This is a genomic window from Bradyrhizobium sp. USDA 4532 (assembly GCF_024171315.1).
Lineage (GTDB): Bacteria > Pseudomonadota > Alphaproteobacteria > Rhizobiales > Xanthobacteraceae > Bradyrhizobium > Bradyrhizobium australafricanum.
In genome coordinates, this window is record NZ_JALJZN010000001.1 from 1,615,334 (window position 1) to 1,629,196 (window position 13,863).

General features: G+C 64.1%; 17 protein-coding genes. 9 read left to right on the forward strand and 8 right to left on the reverse strand.

Going from position 1 to position 13,863, the window contains the following annotated elements; genetic code table 11:
- Positions 1 to 79: 79 nt before the first annotated feature.
- Entirely contained in the window at positions 80 to 352 is a 273-nt protein-coding gene (locus J2R76_RS07830) for a GNAT family N-acetyltransferase (protein ID WP_141340425.1), read from the forward strand.
- 11 nt (positions 353 to 363) lie between these two features.
- On the opposite strand, the gene J2R76_RS07835 is transcribed toward J2R76_RS07830, so the two are convergent.
- On the reverse strand, positions 364 to 1,155 hold the full coding sequence (locus tag J2R76_RS07835; RefSeq protein ID WP_141340426.1) for a fumarylacetoacetate hydrolase family protein: 792 nt from the start codon (positions 1,153 to 1,155) through the stop codon (positions 364 to 366).
- A 101-nt stretch (positions 1,156 to 1,256) separates the two neighbouring features.
- Positions 1,257 to 1,670 carry a DUF3597 domain-containing protein gene (locus tag J2R76_RS07840; RefSeq protein WP_057018523.1) on the reverse strand — a complete coding sequence of 138 codons (414 nt, stop codon included), beginning with the start codon at positions 1,668 to 1,670 and terminating at the stop codon, positions 1,257 to 1,259.
- Positions 1,671 to 1,958: 288 nt separating this feature from the next.
- Between J2R76_RS07840 and J2R76_RS07845 the strand changes: the two genes are divergently transcribed.
- From J2R76_RS07845 to J2R76_RS07855, 3 genes are all read left to right on the forward strand, one after another.
- Positions 1,959 to 2,870: a DUF2189 domain-containing protein gene (locus J2R76_RS07845; RefSeq protein ID WP_076828616.1), complete on the forward strand. Its 912-nt coding sequence runs from the start codon at positions 1,959 to 1,961 to the stop codon at positions 2,868 to 2,870.
- An 83-nt stretch (positions 2,871 to 2,953) separates the two neighbouring features.
- The gene (locus J2R76_RS07850) at positions 2,954 to 3,094 is read left to right on the forward strand and encodes a hypothetical protein (RefSeq protein WP_156436338.1); all 141 of its coding nucleotides are present in this window, start codon (positions 2,954 to 2,956) and stop codon (positions 3,092 to 3,094) included.
- 7 nt (positions 3,095 to 3,101) lie between these two features.
- On the forward strand, positions 3,102 to 3,917 hold the full coding sequence (locus J2R76_RS07855) for a lytic transglycosylase domain-containing protein (RefSeq protein WP_057018524.1): 816 nt from the start codon (positions 3,102 to 3,104) through the stop codon (positions 3,915 to 3,917).
- 145 nt (positions 3,918 to 4,062) lie between these two features.
- Here J2R76_RS07855 and J2R76_RS07860 read toward each other — a convergent pair whose 3' ends face one another.
- Entirely contained in the window at positions 4,063 to 4,347 is a 285-nt protein-coding gene (locus J2R76_RS07860; protein WP_057018525.1) for a hypothetical protein, read from the reverse strand.
- Between the two features lie 723 nt (positions 4,348 to 5,070).
- Here J2R76_RS07860 and J2R76_RS07865 point away from each other — a divergent pair.
- The 4 genes from J2R76_RS07865 (at position 5,071) to J2R76_RS07880 (ending at position 8,248) form a co-directional block, all read left to right on the forward strand.
- Positions 5,071 to 5,223, forward strand: coding sequence for a DUF1127 domain-containing protein (locus tag J2R76_RS07865; protein ID WP_016846063.1), 153 nt, complete (start codon positions 5,071 to 5,073; stop codon positions 5,221 to 5,223).
- 110 nt (positions 5,224 to 5,333) lie between these two features.
- A complete protein-coding gene (gene trmFO / locus J2R76_RS07870; RefSeq protein ID WP_141340427.1) occupies positions 5,334 to 6,767 on the forward strand; it encodes a methylenetetrahydrofolate--tRNA-(uracil(54)-C(5))-methyltransferase (FADH(2)-oxidizing) TrmFO in 1,434 nt (477 codons plus the stop codon).
- Positions 6,768 to 6,772: 5 nt separating this feature from the next.
- Positions 6,773 to 7,876 carry a serine/threonine protein kinase gene (locus tag J2R76_RS07875; RefSeq protein WP_141340428.1) on the forward strand — a complete coding sequence of 368 codons (1,104 nt, stop codon included), beginning with the start codon at positions 6,773 to 6,775 and terminating at the stop codon, positions 7,874 to 7,876.
- 87 nt (positions 7,877 to 7,963) lie between these two features.
- A complete protein-coding gene (locus J2R76_RS07880; RefSeq protein ID WP_141340429.1) occupies positions 7,964 to 8,248 on the forward strand; it encodes a DUF1488 family protein in 285 nt (94 codons plus the stop codon).
- Here J2R76_RS07880 and J2R76_RS07885 read toward each other — a convergent pair.
- The 5 genes from J2R76_RS07885 to yajC are packed head-to-tail and all read right to left on the reverse strand — an operon-like array spanning position 8,245 to position 12,537.
- Positions 8,245 to 9,108, reverse strand: a complete 864-nt coding sequence (locus J2R76_RS07885; protein WP_141340430.1) for a phytoene/squalene synthase family protein — start codon at positions 9,106 to 9,108, stop codon at positions 8,245 to 8,247. The two genes, J2R76_RS07880 and J2R76_RS07885, sit on opposite strands and share 4 nt — an antisense overlap.
- Positions 9,105 to 9,488 (reverse strand): Mth938-like domain-containing protein, encoded by a 384-nt coding sequence (locus tag J2R76_RS07890; protein WP_141340431.1) that lies wholly within the window; start codon positions 9,486 to 9,488, stop codon positions 9,105 to 9,107. Before J2R76_RS07890 ends, J2R76_RS07885 begins: the two co-directional genes overlap by 4 nt.
- A gap of 6 nt (positions 9,489 to 9,494) precedes the next feature.
- Positions 9,495 to 10,529, reverse strand: coding sequence for a protein translocase subunit SecF (gene secF, locus J2R76_RS07895; RefSeq protein ID WP_141340432.1), 1,035 nt, complete (start codon positions 10,527 to 10,529; stop codon positions 9,495 to 9,497).
- A gap of 10 nt (positions 10,530 to 10,539) precedes the next feature.
- A complete protein-coding gene (gene secD / locus J2R76_RS07900) occupies positions 10,540 to 12,141 on the reverse strand; it encodes a protein translocase subunit SecD (protein ID WP_141340433.1) in 1,602 nt (533 codons plus the stop codon).
- A gap of 39 nt (positions 12,142 to 12,180) precedes the next feature.
- On the reverse strand, positions 12,181 to 12,537 hold the full coding sequence (gene yajC, locus J2R76_RS07905; RefSeq protein WP_026192737.1) for a preprotein translocase subunit YajC: 357 nt from the start codon (positions 12,535 to 12,537) through the stop codon (positions 12,181 to 12,183).
- Positions 12,538 to 12,727: 190 nt separating this feature from the next.
- On the opposite strand from yajC, the gene J2R76_RS07910 reads away from it, so the two are divergent.
- Complete coding sequence (locus tag J2R76_RS07910; RefSeq protein ID WP_141340434.1) at positions 12,728 to 13,711, forward strand: ATP-binding protein; 984 nt, start codon at positions 12,728 to 12,730, stop codon at positions 13,709 to 13,711.
- Positions 13,712 to 13,863: the final 152 nt, after the last annotated feature.

Genomic DNA, 13,863 nt, shown 5'->3' on the forward strand with positions numbered 1-13,863 from the left:
ATTTGCGGGTTGGTCGCGGCTTTGCATCGGCGGGTTCACACGCTTACATCAGGGCCTGCGAATCAACCGGGATTTTGCGATGGCCGCCGTCCGCGACAACAGGGACCAAAACCGCTTCGAACTCGACACCGAGGGCGGCCTCGCTTTCGCGAATTACCGGCGGACGCCCGCGGCCGTTATCATCACCCATACCGAGACACCGCGCGCCCTGCGCGGCCGCGGCATCGCATCGGAGCTGGTCAAGGGTGCGCTGGATCTGATCCGCGCCGACGGCCACAAGGTGATCGCCAGCTGCGGTTTCGTGGTGGATTACCTCAACAAGCATCCGGAATACGCGGATCTTGCAGGTTAGAGCCCTGCCCCTCAGACGATCTTGATCGACATGTCGGGCAGGCCCTCGAGCTTGCACAGCAACACGTCGCCCTTGACGACCGGGCCGACGTTCTCCGGCGTACCGGAATAGATGATGTCGCCGGCCTTCAGCTCGAAGGCCTCGGAAAGCTTCGCGATCTGCTCGGCGACGCTCCAGATCATGTTCTTCAGATCCGAGCTCTGCCGCACCGTGCCGTTGACCGCGAGCGATATCGCACCTTGCGTGAAGTGGCCGGTCTTATCAGCCGGATGGATCGGCCCCAGCACTGCGGCATGATCAAAGCTCTTGCCGATCTCCCACGGCTTCTTTTCCGCCGCCATGCCGTTCTGCAAATCGCGCCGCGTCATGTCGAGGCCGAGCGCGTAGCCATAGACGTGATCGAGCGCCTTGTCGGCCGGAATATTGGTGCCGCCGGATTTCAGCGCGGCGACCAGCTCGACCTCGTGGTGATAGTTCTTGGTCAGCGACGGATAGGGATGATCGGCGACCGTGCCGATCGCGACATTCTGGATCGCGTCGGTCGGTTTCTGGAAGAAGAACGGCGGCTCGCGGGTCGGATCGGAGCCGCGCTCGATCGCATGCGCCGCGTAGTTGCGGCCGATGCAGTAGATGCGGCGGACCTGGAACACTTCGCTGGCGCCAACGATCGGGATCGTCACCGCCGGTACCGGAAACATCGCCTTCGACGCGGTCTCGGCATGGGCCGGCGCGGATTGCGCGGCGGCGCCGGCCAGTGCGAGGGCGCCGGTCGCAAGCATCGTCCGGCGATCGAGATCAGTCATGAGCGTTCTCCTTCTTGTTCGCCGATCTATAGATGCTCGCCGATCCATAAAAAAGGCCCGCGCTGGCGCGGGCCCTGGCCGTGTGCGGGATGATGATCCGCTCAGTGCTTGATGTCCGGGGGCAGCTTGCCGCCATTGGCCGCGAGCTTCGTCATCACCTGCTTGTGCAGCCAGATGTTCATGCTGGCGGAATCGCTGGTGTCGCCGGAGTAGCCGAGCTCCTTGGCGAGCTCCTTGCGCGCCGACAGGCTGGAGTCGATGTCGAGCGCCTTCATCAGGTCGACGATCGAGGTGCGCCATTCGAGCTTCTCGCCCTTCGCGGCCACCGCCTTGTCGAGAATGGGGGCGACGTCAACGGACTGCGCGGGCGCTGCGCCGGCCGGCACCGCTGCAGGAGACGACGATGCACTGCCGGATCCACCGGCGGGAGCTGCGCTTGTGGCCGATCCGCCTGCGGGCGCGGCGCTGGCGCTGCTACCGAAGATCGCGCCCATGATTTTTCCGAAAATGCTCATCGTTCGCTCCCAAGACTGTTGAGATGTGAAAGCCAGACGGCGCTGGGACGCCTGACCGCGGTCGCAGTTGAAGTCTATAGCCCCCTCCATAGCTTGCCAATGCGACATTCACTTAAGCGTGAGTGCTTTTGCCACGGTTTGGGAGTAGCCTTGCCGAACAGTTCGCGACACGGCCAGTTCCCTGCTCTGTCTTTCGCGTCTGGCTTGATCGTGATCGCTTCGAGAGGCGGCAGGTTTGTGCCCGCGTGCCGGGCGCCAGATGCGACCGCCCAGAGGGAGACAACGACCATGGCCACGTCATACCAAGGCAATGTCAGTTCGATGACGCAGAGCGGACAAGGCGCCGCGTCTGCGCCGGTCATCCGCACCATCGGCCTGTCCGATTTGCATCATGCGCTGCGTCTCGGCTGGGAAGACTTCAAGGCGGTGCCAAGTCACGCCATCGTCCTCTGCCTGATCTATCCGGTGCTCGGCCTCGTGCTTGCGCGCACCGTGCACGGCTATTCCGTGCTGCCCCTGCTGTTTCCGCTGGCCGCGGGCTTTGCCCTGCTCGGCCCGTTTGCCGCCATCGGCCTCTACGAAATGAGCCGCCGCCGCGAGGACGGCGGGGAAGCATCTGCCTGGGATGCCATGGAGGTATTCCGCTCACCGTCATTCGGCGCGATGCTTGGGGTCGGAACGCTGCTTTTCGCACTGTTCGTGACCTGGATCGCCACCGCCCAGGCCATCTACACGGCGGTGTTCGGCTATGAGACCGCGGCCAACATTCCCGATTTTGCCGCGCGCGTGCTGACCACCCAGCAAGGCTGGTGGCTCATCGTGGTCGGCTGCGGCGTCGGCTTCCTGTTCGCGCTCGTCGCGCTTTGCATCAGCGTGATCGCCTTCCCCATGATGCTCGACCGCCAGGCGACCGCCGGCGAAGCCATGGTGACGTCGATGCGCGCCGTCGCACAGAACCCGGTGCCGATGGCGGCCTGGGGCCTGATCGTCGCGGTGCTGCTGGTGCTGGGCACGATCCCGTTCTTCCTCGGGCTTGCCGTGGTGATCCCGCTGCTCGGTCACGCCACCTGGCATCTCTATCGCGAGGTCATCGTCAAGGATCCGAATGCGCGGCCGGTGATCCCCGAACCGCGCGAGCGCAAGCCTGCCGCGGACTTCCCGGCCAATCTGTTTCCGTGGCGGCGCAGCGATCGCGGCTAAGCGCCGCTAACCCGGATTCGTAAACGTCAAAGCAACCGCCGGCCGATATGTTCGGCCGGCGGTTTGTCGTTCAGGATCGTCAAATGGGTGTGAAACTGGCGTGGCATTTGCAGCGCGGCCTGAGAAAAAGCGGCTCGGTCACGAGCCTTGTTTTGGCCGCTGTTGCCGCGAACATACCCGCCGCCTTGCGCGACCAATCGATGACATCGCAGACTCCGGAGTGAATTGCTTATGACCTCTCGCTCTTGCTTTCGCACGCTCGCCATCGGCGCGTGGCTCCTGACCTCGACGGCATCGGCGCTGGCCGCTCAATGCGGCACGGGCACGTTCGAATCCTGGCTCGACGATTTCAAGAAAGAGGCTGCGACGAAGGGCATTTCGCAGAACGCGATCCAGGCCGGGCTGGCTGGCGTCACGCAGGACAAGGCGATCCTCGCCCGCGACCATTCGCAGCAGGTGTTCAGCCAGACCTTCGAGCAATTCTCGAGCCGCATGGTGCCGCCGCGGCTCAATCGCGGCTCCGACATGATGAAGCGCTACGGCTCGGTGCTGTCGCGAATCGAGGAGGCCTACGGCGTACCGGGCGAAATCCTGGTCGCGATCTGGGGACTGGAGACCGATTTCGGCGTCAACACCGGAAAGTTTCCGACCATACGTTCACTGGCGACGCTCGCCTATGATTGCCGCCGCTCCGACATGTTCAAGGCCGAGTTGATGGATGCCTTGCGCATCGTCGAGCGCGGCGATCTGCCGCCGCAGGAGATGCGCGGCGCCTGGGCCGGCGAGATCGGCCAGACTCAATTCATGCCGTCGTCCTACATCAAGTTCGCGGTCGACTTTGACGGCAACGGCAAGCGCGACCTCCTGCACAACGTGCCCGACGTGCTGGCGTCGACGGCGAACTACCTGAAGAGCTATGGCTGGAAGAAGGGCAAGGGCTGGGAGCCCGGCAGCGAGAATTTTGCGGTGATCCAGCAGTGGAACAAGAGCGAGGTCTACGCCAAGACGATCGGCTACTTCGCCACCCAGCTCGCCAAGGCTCCGTAGCGCTTTCACACCAGCTTGCGTGGCGCAGCGAGCCAAGGACGAGGCCACCCTTCTGCTCTGACTAGATCAAAGCCGGTCCAGCTACGGATGAATCAAAAAGGGCCGACTGCCCCAGGCAATCGGCCCCTATCGCCATGATCAAAACCTACTTCGCCATGCTGGCTTCGGCAGCCTTGCTGAGATGCGCGCCGCAAGCACCCCACTGGTTGTTCAGCATCGCGTCCTGAGCGAGCGAGACTTCCTTCTCCGCCGCGAATTTGACCTCATTGTCAGCCATAGCTTCGACTGCAGCTTCGGTCTTGCCGAGATTGGCACCGCTGCAGCCGAGGCCCGCGTGATGACGATGCGCGGCCTGAGCGGGAGCGACAGCGTAGGCAACGGCAGCCACGGTGGCTGCTGCGATCAATGTCTTAATCATGGGATGATCCATCTGTTGTTCTTGGACAGATCCCAGCGTGATTGCGGAATCTGCGGAACGATTATTCGCTGTTCCCGACACCGTTCAGAATGAACTTCGCGCGATACAAACGTGATGAGCGCTGCGCGCGCATCGCGCATGCGTTGCATAGTGTTTTGATTACATGTCGGTAAGGAAGCGGCGCCGCAATAGCTTTGCTCGACGTGTTCACTTCAATCGAGCTGCACTTCCGATAATCAGCAGCGCGTTCGCGCGGCAGGCGAAAATCTGAGCGGGCGGGAGGGGCCGAACTACCTCCGAGGTCAATGCGACTGATTGACGCTGCGTCCGCCTAGGTGCCAACCCCATCATGCTATGAATATTAAATCATTCATACGGCAATATTTCGCATGCGAATCACGCATGGAACACGCCGCCGTGATCTGGCGTCAGACGCGTGCCATCCCTTGACCGAACGGTCTGTAATTACCATATGATCGGCGTAGTTCAAGTCACTACCATTCTTCTAACTCACTGATCTCAAGAAGATTTTGACGCCGTCGCCCGGCTCTGCGGAACTTTGGTCCACTGGACCTGGCTCGATGCGCCAAACGGTTAACCGGAACTTACCGCCGCTATGCGTTTTGAGCTTAGCTGCATCGCAACATCGGAACTACCGCACTGCACTATATCATCTATATTCACTTCAACGATGAGGCTTTTGAAAAGCTGAATCTGAATTACTAGGAGACTACCATGTTGCTCTCGCTCATCCGCATGATCCAGGCTTTCCGGGATTATCAGCGCAATGTCAGCGAACTGTCCCAGCTCAGCGATCGCGAACTCGCCGATATCGGCCTCGACCGCTCGGACATTCCGCGCGTTGCCGCCGGCACCTACAACGGCTAATCGGCCGCAAGCCATCTGCTAAACGGATAACGCCCGCCTCCACAGCGGGCGTTGTCGTTTGTGGTGCGGTTTCAGATGCATATGAGATCAAAACGCGCTAACGCTGCGCGATGACACCGCATCAATCCCCTTCCCAACCCGTGCACATCGTGGGCGCGGGGCTCGCCGGCTCGGAAGCCGCCTGGCAGGTCGCCAATGCCGGCGTCCGCGCCGTGCTGCACGAAATGCGCCCGCACCGGATGACCGAGGCGCATCGGACCGAAGGCTGCGCCGAACTGGTCTGCTCGAACTCCTTCCGCTCCGACGATGCCGCCAACAACGCGGTCGGGCTGCTGCACGCCGAGATGCGGCGGCTGGGCTCCCTGATCATGCGCTCGGCCGACGCCAACCAGGTGCCCGCCGGCGGGGCGCTGGCGGTCGACCGCGACGGCTTTTCGGCCGCCGTCACCAAGGTGCTCAACGAACATCCGCTGATCGAGATCAGCCGCGAGGAAGTCGCAGGGCTGCCGCCGGCCGACTGGAGCAACGTCATCGTCGCGACCGGCCCCCTCACCTCGGCACCGCTTGCCGACGCCATCAGGCTTCTGACCGACGAGAGCGCGCTGGCATTCTTCGACGCGATCGCGCCGATCGTGCACAAGGATTCCATCGACATGTCGGTGGCCTGGTTTCAGTCGCGCTACGACAAGGTCGGCCCCGGCGGCACCGGCGCCGACTACATCAACTGCCCGATGACGAAGGAGCAGTATGACGCCTTCGTCGCGGCGCTGCTCGACGGCGAGAAGGTCGACTTCAAGGACTGGGAGACCAACACGCCCTATTTCGACGGCTGCCTGCCGGTCGAGGTGATGGCCGAGCGCGGTCACGAGACGCTGCGCCACGGGCCGATGAAGCCGGTGGGATTGACCAATCCGCATAACCCGACGGTCAAGCCGTATGCGATCGTCCAGCTGCGGCAGGACAACAAGCTCGGCACGCTCTACAACATCGTCGGCTTCCAGACCAAGCTGAAGCACGGCGCGCAGCAGCGCGTGTTCCGCACGATCCCCGGCCTCGAGAACGCGGAGTTCGCCCGCCTCGGCGGCCTGCATCGCAACACCTTCCTGAATTCGCCGAAGCTGCTCGACGGTCAGCTGCGTCTGCGCGCGCAGCCGCGGCTGCGCTTCGCCGGGCAGATGACAGGCTGCGAGGGTTACGTCGAGTCGGCCAGCGTCGGCCTGATCGCCGGCCTTTGTGCCGCCGCCGACATGCGCGGTGCCGCGCTGACGCCGCCGCCGGCGACGACCGCGCTCGGCGCGCTGCTCGGCCACATCACCGGTGGCCACATCGAAACGATCGAGGCCGGTTCGCGCTCGTTCCAGCCGATGAACATCAATTTCGGTCTGTTCCCGCCGCTGGCCAGTGCGCCGACCAAGAAGCCGGACGGCTCGCGGCTGCGCGGCAACGAGAAGACCGTCGCCAAAAAGCAGGCGATCAGCGCGCGCGCGCTCGCCGATCTCGACCACTGGATCGCAGAGCATCTGCGCGTTGCGGCAGCGGCCTGACAGTCATGAGCTTGCCGAAAGACGATGACGCCACCCTGTCGGTGCGGTGGAGCCAGGGCGTGCTGCTCAAGCGCGACGTGTTCTCGACCGTCGAGCGCGGCCGCTTCCGCGCCGATGACGGCGAGGTCGACGGCGTGCTGCGCCGGCTCGATCAGGTGCCGTTCTGGTCGTTCGCCCTGGCGCTGCATCTGTTCTCCCGCGAGCGCCGCGCGCTGACCTTGGCGCGCGACCTCGACGTCGGGCCGAAGCTGTTGTGGGCCGGCCGTCGCGCGCTGGTCCGTGGCTTCATCGACGGCGCGGCGCTGCATCTGGCGAAGCCGCACGGCGACGTCGCCTATTTTCGTTCCGCCAAGGCCGCGTTGCGCAAGCTGCATCGCGCCGGCATCTGCCACAACGATCTCGCCAAGGAGCAGAACTGGCTGGTCGGCCGCGATGGCCGCGCCTACCTCACCGACTTCCAGCTTGCCGCCTGCTTCAAGACCCGCAGCCGACTGTTCCGCATCGCCGCCTATGAGGATCTGCGGCATCTGTTGAAGCACAAGCGCAGCTACGCGCCGGAGGCGTTGACGCCGAAAGAGCGCAAGGTGCTCGCAAAGAAGTCCGCGGTCGCCAGCATCTGGCTCAAGACCGGCAAGAAGGTCTATCAGGCGATCACGCGCGGCATCTTCAATTTCACCGACCGCGAAGGCGGCGGCCGGAGGCTGGTCAACGACGCCCCGGTATTGATCGATCTGATCCGCAAGAATCCGCAGGTGCGCGACACCGCGATCGTCGCCTTTGCCGACCGGCGCGTCGGCGTCGGACTCTACGCCTTCGTCGAGGCGGACCAGTCCGCGCTGGAAAAGACGCTGCGCAACGAGCTTACCGCGGCCAGGGGCGTCAAGCCGCCCGAACACATCCAGATCGTGCACGCGCTGCCGCGCGATGCCGCCGGCAAGCCGCGCACCGAAATCCTGCAGCTCGTCGCCATGAACCAGATCGACCTGATCGAACCGATGATGCGCAGCGACGCCGATCGCGAGTTCCTCAAGGACATCCTCGAGCAACGCAAGAATTTGCGCGACCGCTTCAATTTTGAAGTCGCCGAGATGGACCGGCCGGCGGGTTAGAGCGCGCTTGTCGGCGCGTGGCCCTCGACAAACGTGGCGCGAAGCTTCACTCTTTGCGAGGGGTAGCGCGCTCAAGGGACAAGTTTAATGCCACTCACCCGTGGCCGGATCGGGGGATACAATTCCGAACGACTGGCGTTCGGATTCACCATGATGAACGGCGACCAGGAAATCGAATGCCAGATCAGCGACGCCGCACTGGACGAGTTGGCCGGCACGCGTGGAACGGCGAGCATGGCGCGGCAAGCCCAGTTCGTTGCGCTGCGCGACGCGGTCGAACAGATCGCATCCGACATCTATGACAGCGGCCCGATGGTCAAGGGCAGAACGATCCGGATCTTCACCAAGCACATCTCGAAGGAGCAAAGCTAGCGACCGAACTCCTCCGTGCGCGCGGCTCGCCACAACGTCCAGAGTGTGCGCAGGCGTGAAACCGGCTTCGGCAGGAACGGGTCGTAGTCGTCCCTCCTCGCCCGGTTCAGCTCGCGCCTGACATGGGCGAGCGGCAGGAAGATCGGCCTCACGCCGGACGGGACATCCGCAAGCAGCCCGAATGCGGTCTTGAGATGGCCCTGGGCCTCATCCGCAAGCTGATCGATGGCGGCACGGATGTTCGGCGTCACCTTGCCGGCAAACACCTCCTCCTTGCTGCCGCCGTGCTGCTGCAGCAGCTGTAACGGCAGAAACAGCTGATGCCGTGAGGCGTCGCGTCCGAACGAAGCGATGACCTGCGCCATGCCCTGGGCAAGACCCGCATGACGGGCCAGGTGATCAATCGCCTCCGACGGTCGCGCCACCACGCGCGTAGCCTGCGAGAACAGCACTGAGGCCGTGGCGTCGAGATAGCCCTCGAGCGCGGCCAGCGACGGCATCGGGTCGTTGTAGAGATCGAACTGGTGCTCCTCGACCAGCTGCGAGAATGGCGAGACCGGCAGACGGTGATTTCGGATCGTGTGCAGCAGTTCTGCCGCGACCGGATTGCCCTCGACGCCGCCATGGCCCGCACCGGCCAGCATGTCGGTCCACCATTGCAGCCGCATCTCGCCGGGCAGCGGCTGGCTGACCTGCTCGTGCACGCGCGAGACCTCGATGTTGAAGGCATAGATCGCAAGCATCGCCCGCCGTTCCGGACCCGGCAAGAACAGGGTCGACGCGTAGCGTACGAAGTCATGGCTCCGCACCAGATCGGCGCAGAAGGCCGCGCCGTCCTTCGGTGCCTCTGTCGCGCTCATGGCACCGCGATCAGCGCCGCCGCGACGCGACGCCGCTCGCCCAGCATGATGTTGTAGGTGCGGATCGCGGGTCCCGTCTGCATCGGATCGAGCACCACCTGCACGGCCCGCAGGGCCTCGCGCAGGCCCTTTGGCGGGACCCAGACGTCGGTGCCGGTGCCGACGATCAGCGTGTCGATCGCATTGGCGGCCGCGAACACCTTTTGCAGCGAGTATTCGTCGATCTCCTGCGGCCTGGTGACCGGCCAGGCCCAGATCGAGTCAGGCAGGCACAAGAGCGAGCCGCGGTGCGACATATCGGCAAACGCGAAGCCGCCCTTGCCGTAGGCCTCGATCGGCGCCGACCTCGGAAGATGGGGAGCGTCCGAGGAGTTGCTCATGACCGGCTACTTCTTGGCTGCCGCCGTGTCCGGCTTCTTGGCCGGCGCGTCCTGCGCCGCGTCTCCACCCCGCGTGGTGTGAACACCGAGATAGATCAAAATCGGCGCCGCGATAAAGATCGATGTGTAGGTGCCGACCAGCACCACGCCGAACATCATGACCGCGGTGAAGCTGTGGATCGCCTGGCCGCCGAACAGCAGCAGCGCGAGCAAAGCCAGCGTCACGGTGACGTGGGTGATGATCGAGCGCGACAGCGTCGAATTGATCGATTCGTTCAGCAGCTGCGGCATCGGCATCTTCTTGTAGCGCCGCAGCATCTCGCGGATACGGTCGTAGATGACAACGGTATCGTTGAGCGAATAACCGAGAATCGTCAGCAGCGCCGCGATGCTGGTGAGGTCGAAATCGACCTGGGTGATCGACATGAAGCCGATCGTGAGCACGATGTCGTGGACGTTGGCGATCATGGCGCCGAGCGCGAACTGCCATTCGAACCGGAACCAAAGGTAGATCAGGATGCCCATGATCGCGAACATCAGGCCGATCATGCCGTAGGCCAGCAGTTCGCCGGAGACGCGCGGTCCCACCACCTCGACGCGACGGTAATCGACGGATTCGCCGAGCGCGCCGCGCACTTTCGTCACCGCATCCTGCTGCGCCTTGTCGCCGCCGGGCTGCTCGGCGACGCGGATCAGGACTTCCGCCGGACCGCCGAACTGCTGAAGCTGCACCTCGCCGAGGCCAAGGCCGTTCAAGGTGGTGCGCATCGCGGCGATGTCGGCGGTGCCGGATTTCGCCTGCACCTCCAGCAGCGTGCCGCCCTTGAAGTCGATGCCGAAATTCAGGCCGTGGGTGAAGAACAGCGTGATGGCAAGGATCGAGAGCAGCGCCGAGATCGGGAAGCTGATGCGGCGAAAGCGGGTGAAATCGAAATGCGTGTCGTCCGGCACGATGCGCAGCGGCGGCAGCAGGCCGAGCGCCGCGACCACGGTCAGGACGGCGATCAGGATGCCAAGGCCAATGAGAACGGTATGGGTCACAACAGGCCTCTCAGATCGGCACGGTTTGCGGCCGCTTCCACCGCACCCAGCCGGCGACGATCAGGCGCGTCAGGGTAAAGGCGGTGAACACCGTGGTGATGATGCCGATGCCGAGCGTCACGGCAAAGCCGCGGACCGGTCCGGTGCCGATGTAGAACAGCACGGCGGCGGCGATGAAGGTGGTGATGTTGGAGTCGAGGATGGTCGCCAATGCCCGCTTGAAGCCGGCGTCGATCGCCGAGATCGCGTTGCGGCCGCCGCGCAATTCCTCGCGGATGCGCTCGTAGATCAGCACGTTGGAGTCGACCGCGATGCCGACGGTCAGCACGATGCCGGCGATGCCCGGCAACGTCAGCGTGGCGTTGAGCAGCGACAGCAGTCCGAAAATCATGGCGACGTTGATCGCCACCGCGATGTTGGCGAACACGCCGAACAGCCGATAGGTGATCAGCATGAACACGATGACCAGGATCGAGCCGACATAGGCCGCGAGTTCGCCCTTCTCGATCGAGTCCTGCCCGAGGCCGGGACCGACGGTACGCTCTTCGATCACGGTCAGCGGCGCCGGCAGCGCGCCGGCACGCATCAGGATCGCCAGATCGTTGGCCGACTGCACGGTGAAGCTGCCGGAGATCTGGCCCTGTCCGCCGGTGATCGGCTCACGGATCACGGGTGCCGAGATCACCTTGTTGTCGAGCACGATCGCAAACGGCTGGCCGACGTTTTCGGCGGTCGCCTGCGCAAATTTGCGCGCTCCCGACGTATTGAACTTGAAGCTGACGATCGCCTCGCCGGTGCGCTGGTCAAAGCCGGGCTGGGCATCGGAGAGCTCGCCTCCGGAAACCAGAACCTGTTTCTTGACGACATACGGAACCGGCGGCGGTGACGCGCTCATCAAGAGCTCGGAGTCCGGTGGCAGGCGGCCCTGCTGGGCCTGGTCCGGCGACACCGAGCTGTCGACCATGCGGAATTCCATCTTGGCGGTCTTGCCGAGCAGCTCCTTCAGGCGCGTCGGATCCTGCAGGCCCGGCACCTGGACCAGGATGCGGTCGGTGCCCTGACGCTGGATCACCGGCTCGACCGTGCCGAGCTCGTTGACGCGCCGTTCGACGATCTGGATCGATTGCTCGATGGTCTGCCGGATGCGCTCGGTGATCGCGGCCTGCGGGACCCTCAGACGGATCAGGCCGCCGCCGGCATCGGCAACCTCGAGGCTGCGCTGGCCGCTGGAGCCGAGCAGGCCGCCGAGCGGCTGCGACAGCTCGCGGAGCTTCGACAACGCCGTCGCCTGGTCGCCTTCCTTGGAGATGCGGACTTCCACCGCGTCGTTACGCGTGTTGAGGCCGGTGTAGCCGATCTTGGCTTCACGAAGCACCTTCCGGACATCGTCGCGGATCTGGTCGAGCTTCTCCTTCTTCACGTAGTTGGAGTCGACTTCGAGCAGCAGATAGGAGCCGCCCTGCAAATCGAGGCCGAGGACCAGGCGCCGCTGCGCCCAGGCCGGCCAGGTCTTCACCTGCGCTTCGGGGAAGAAATTGGGCACGGCGCACAGGCAGACCACCAGCGCTGTCAGGATAATCCCCAGCGCTCGCCACCGCGTGAAATACAACATCGAGTTGACCCGTCAGATTCCAAAAAGGCGCCGCGGCAATCAGCTCGCGGACGCCTCGTCCTTGGCGTCGCCCTTCGCCGGCTCACCCTTGGTACGCACACCAGAGATCATCTGGCGCATCTGGCGCACGCGAACGCCGTCCGAAATCTCGAACTCGATCTGGTCGTCGTCGACCACCTTGGTCACCTTGCCGACCAGGCCGCCCGAGGTCACCACGGTGTCGCCGCGGCGGATGTTCTTCACGAGGTCCGCATGGTCGCGCACCTTCTTCTGCTGCGGGCGCAGAATCAGGAAGTACATGATGACGAAGATCAGCGCGAATGGCAGCAGCGACATCAACATGCTGTTGGTGTCACCAGTCGCTCCAGCCTGGGCAAACGCAGGAGTAATCAGCATTCGGACGATCCTCGGATAAGACGGGAAAGAACCGGCAGCGGCCTCGGATTCGGGGCGGTATGGCGGTCCGGACAAATTCGCGCGGACTATAGCGGCCGCGGTCCCAATTGCAACGTTAACGGACCTTCATTTAGGGCGCTTGCGGGACCGCCGCCAGCCCGATAAGGCTGCGCCGTCAGGAACTGGACAAATGCCGAAAAAAGCCAAGAAAACGACCAGTAAAACAACCCGCAAAACCACCCCCAAGGCTGCTGCCAAGCGCGCTGAAAACGCCGCGACAAAACGCCCGGTAACGGCGCTCGACGGCGCAGCGGCCGAGCGGATCGCGAACGCCCTGGAGGTCATCGCCAGCCGCCTCGCGGACGCCTCCCCGGCCCTCGATCCGGCCGAGACCTTCGGCGCCGCGGACGCCTTCGTCTGGCATCCGGACGGGCGCCTCGCCCCGGTGCCGCGCGTCAGCCGCGTCGAGATCGGCCTGCTCAAGGGCGTCGATCGGATGCGCGATATCCTGATGGAGAACACCGAGCGCTTCGCCGACGGCCTGCCCGCCAACAATGCGCTGCTCTGGGGCGCCCGCGGCATGGGCAAGTCGTCGCTGGTCAAGGCCACCCATGCCAGCATCAATCTCGACCGCAAGCCGGCCGACCGGCTGAAGCTGATCGAGATCCACCGCGAGGACATCGAGAGCCTGCCCGGCCTGATGGAGCTGCTGCGCAGCTCCTCCTTCCGCTTCATCGTGTTCTGCGATGACCTCTCCTTCGACGGCAACGATGCCTCGTACAAGTCGCTGAAGGCGGTGCTGGAAGGCGGCATCGAGGGGCGCCCCGACAACGTCATCCTCTATGCGACCTCGAACCGGCGGCATCTGCTGGCGCGCGAGATGATCGAGAACGAACGCTCGACCGCGATCAATCCCGGCGAAGCGGTCGAGGAAAAGGTGTCGCTGTCGGACCGCTTCGGCCTCTGGCTCGGCTTCCACCGCTGCAGCCAGGACGAATACCTCGCGATGGTGAGGGGCTATTGTGACCATTACGGCATCAAGATCGCCGAGGACGAACTCGAGCGCGAGGCGCTCGAATGGTCGACCACCCGCGGCTCGCGCTCGGGCCGCGTCGCCTGGCAGTACACGCAGGAACTCGCAGGCCGGCTCGGCGTGCGGCTTAGTGGCAATTAACAGGAAATGGGAGGCATAGCCCTCCCGTCATCGCCTGTGTAGCCCGGATGAAGCGCAGCGCAATCCGGGATCGGTGCACGCCGCGGGTGAGCTCCCGGATTTCGCTTCACTCCATCCGGGCTACGCGGCTGAGCGGCAAGTAATCGTCGCTG

Coding starts and splice junctions, on each gene's coding strand:
- J2R76_RS07830 (WP_141340425.1), top strand. CDS start 80: ATGGCCGCCGTCCGCGACAACAGGGACCAAAACCGCTTCGAACTCGAC.
- J2R76_RS07835 (WP_141340426.1), bottom strand. CDS start 1,155: ATGACTGATCTCGATCGCCGGACGATGCTTGCGACCGGCGCCCTCGCA.
- J2R76_RS07840 (WP_057018523.1), bottom strand. CDS start 1,670: ATGAGCATTTTCGGAAAAATCATGGGCGCGATCTTCGGTAGCAGCGCC.
- J2R76_RS07845 (WP_076828616.1), top strand. CDS start 1,959: ATGGCCACGTCATACCAAGGCAATGTCAGTTCGATGACGCAGAGCGGA.
- J2R76_RS07850 (WP_156436338.1), top strand. CDS start 2,954: ATGGGTGTGAAACTGGCGTGGCATTTGCAGCGCGGCCTGAGAAAAAGC.
- J2R76_RS07855 (WP_057018524.1), top strand. CDS start 3,102: ATGACCTCTCGCTCTTGCTTTCGCACGCTCGCCATCGGCGCGTGGCTC.
- J2R76_RS07860 (WP_057018525.1), bottom strand. CDS start 4,347: ATGGATCATCCCATGATTAAGACATTGATCGCAGCAGCCACCGTGGCT.
- J2R76_RS07865 (WP_016846063.1), top strand. CDS start 5,071: ATGTTGCTCTCGCTCATCCGCATGATCCAGGCTTTCCGGGATTATCAG.
- trmFO (WP_141340427.1), top strand. CDS start 5,334: ATGACACCGCATCAATCCCCTTCCCAACCCGTGCACATCGTGGGCGCG.
- J2R76_RS07875 (WP_141340428.1), top strand. CDS start 6,773: ATGAGCTTGCCGAAAGACGATGACGCCACCCTGTCGGTGCGGTGGAGC.
- J2R76_RS07880 (WP_141340429.1), top strand. CDS start 7,964: ATGCCACTCACCCGTGGCCGGATCGGGGGATACAATTCCGAACGACTG.
- J2R76_RS07885 (WP_141340430.1), bottom strand. CDS start 9,108: ATGAGCGCGACAGAGGCACCGAAGGACGGCGCGGCCTTCTGCGCCGAT.
- J2R76_RS07890 (WP_141340431.1), bottom strand. CDS start 9,488: ATGAGCAACTCCTCGGACGCTCCCCATCTTCCGAGGTCGGCGCCGATC.
- secD (WP_141340433.1), bottom strand. CDS start 12,141: ATGTTGTATTTCACGCGGTGGCGAGCGCTGGGGATTATCCTGACAGCG.
- yajC (WP_026192737.1), bottom strand. CDS start 12,537: ATGCTGATTACTCCTGCGTTTGCCCAGGCTGGAGCGACTGGTGACACC.
- J2R76_RS07910 (WP_141340434.1), top strand. CDS start 12,728: ATGCCGAAAAAAGCCAAGAAAACGACCAGTAAAACAACCCGCAAAACC.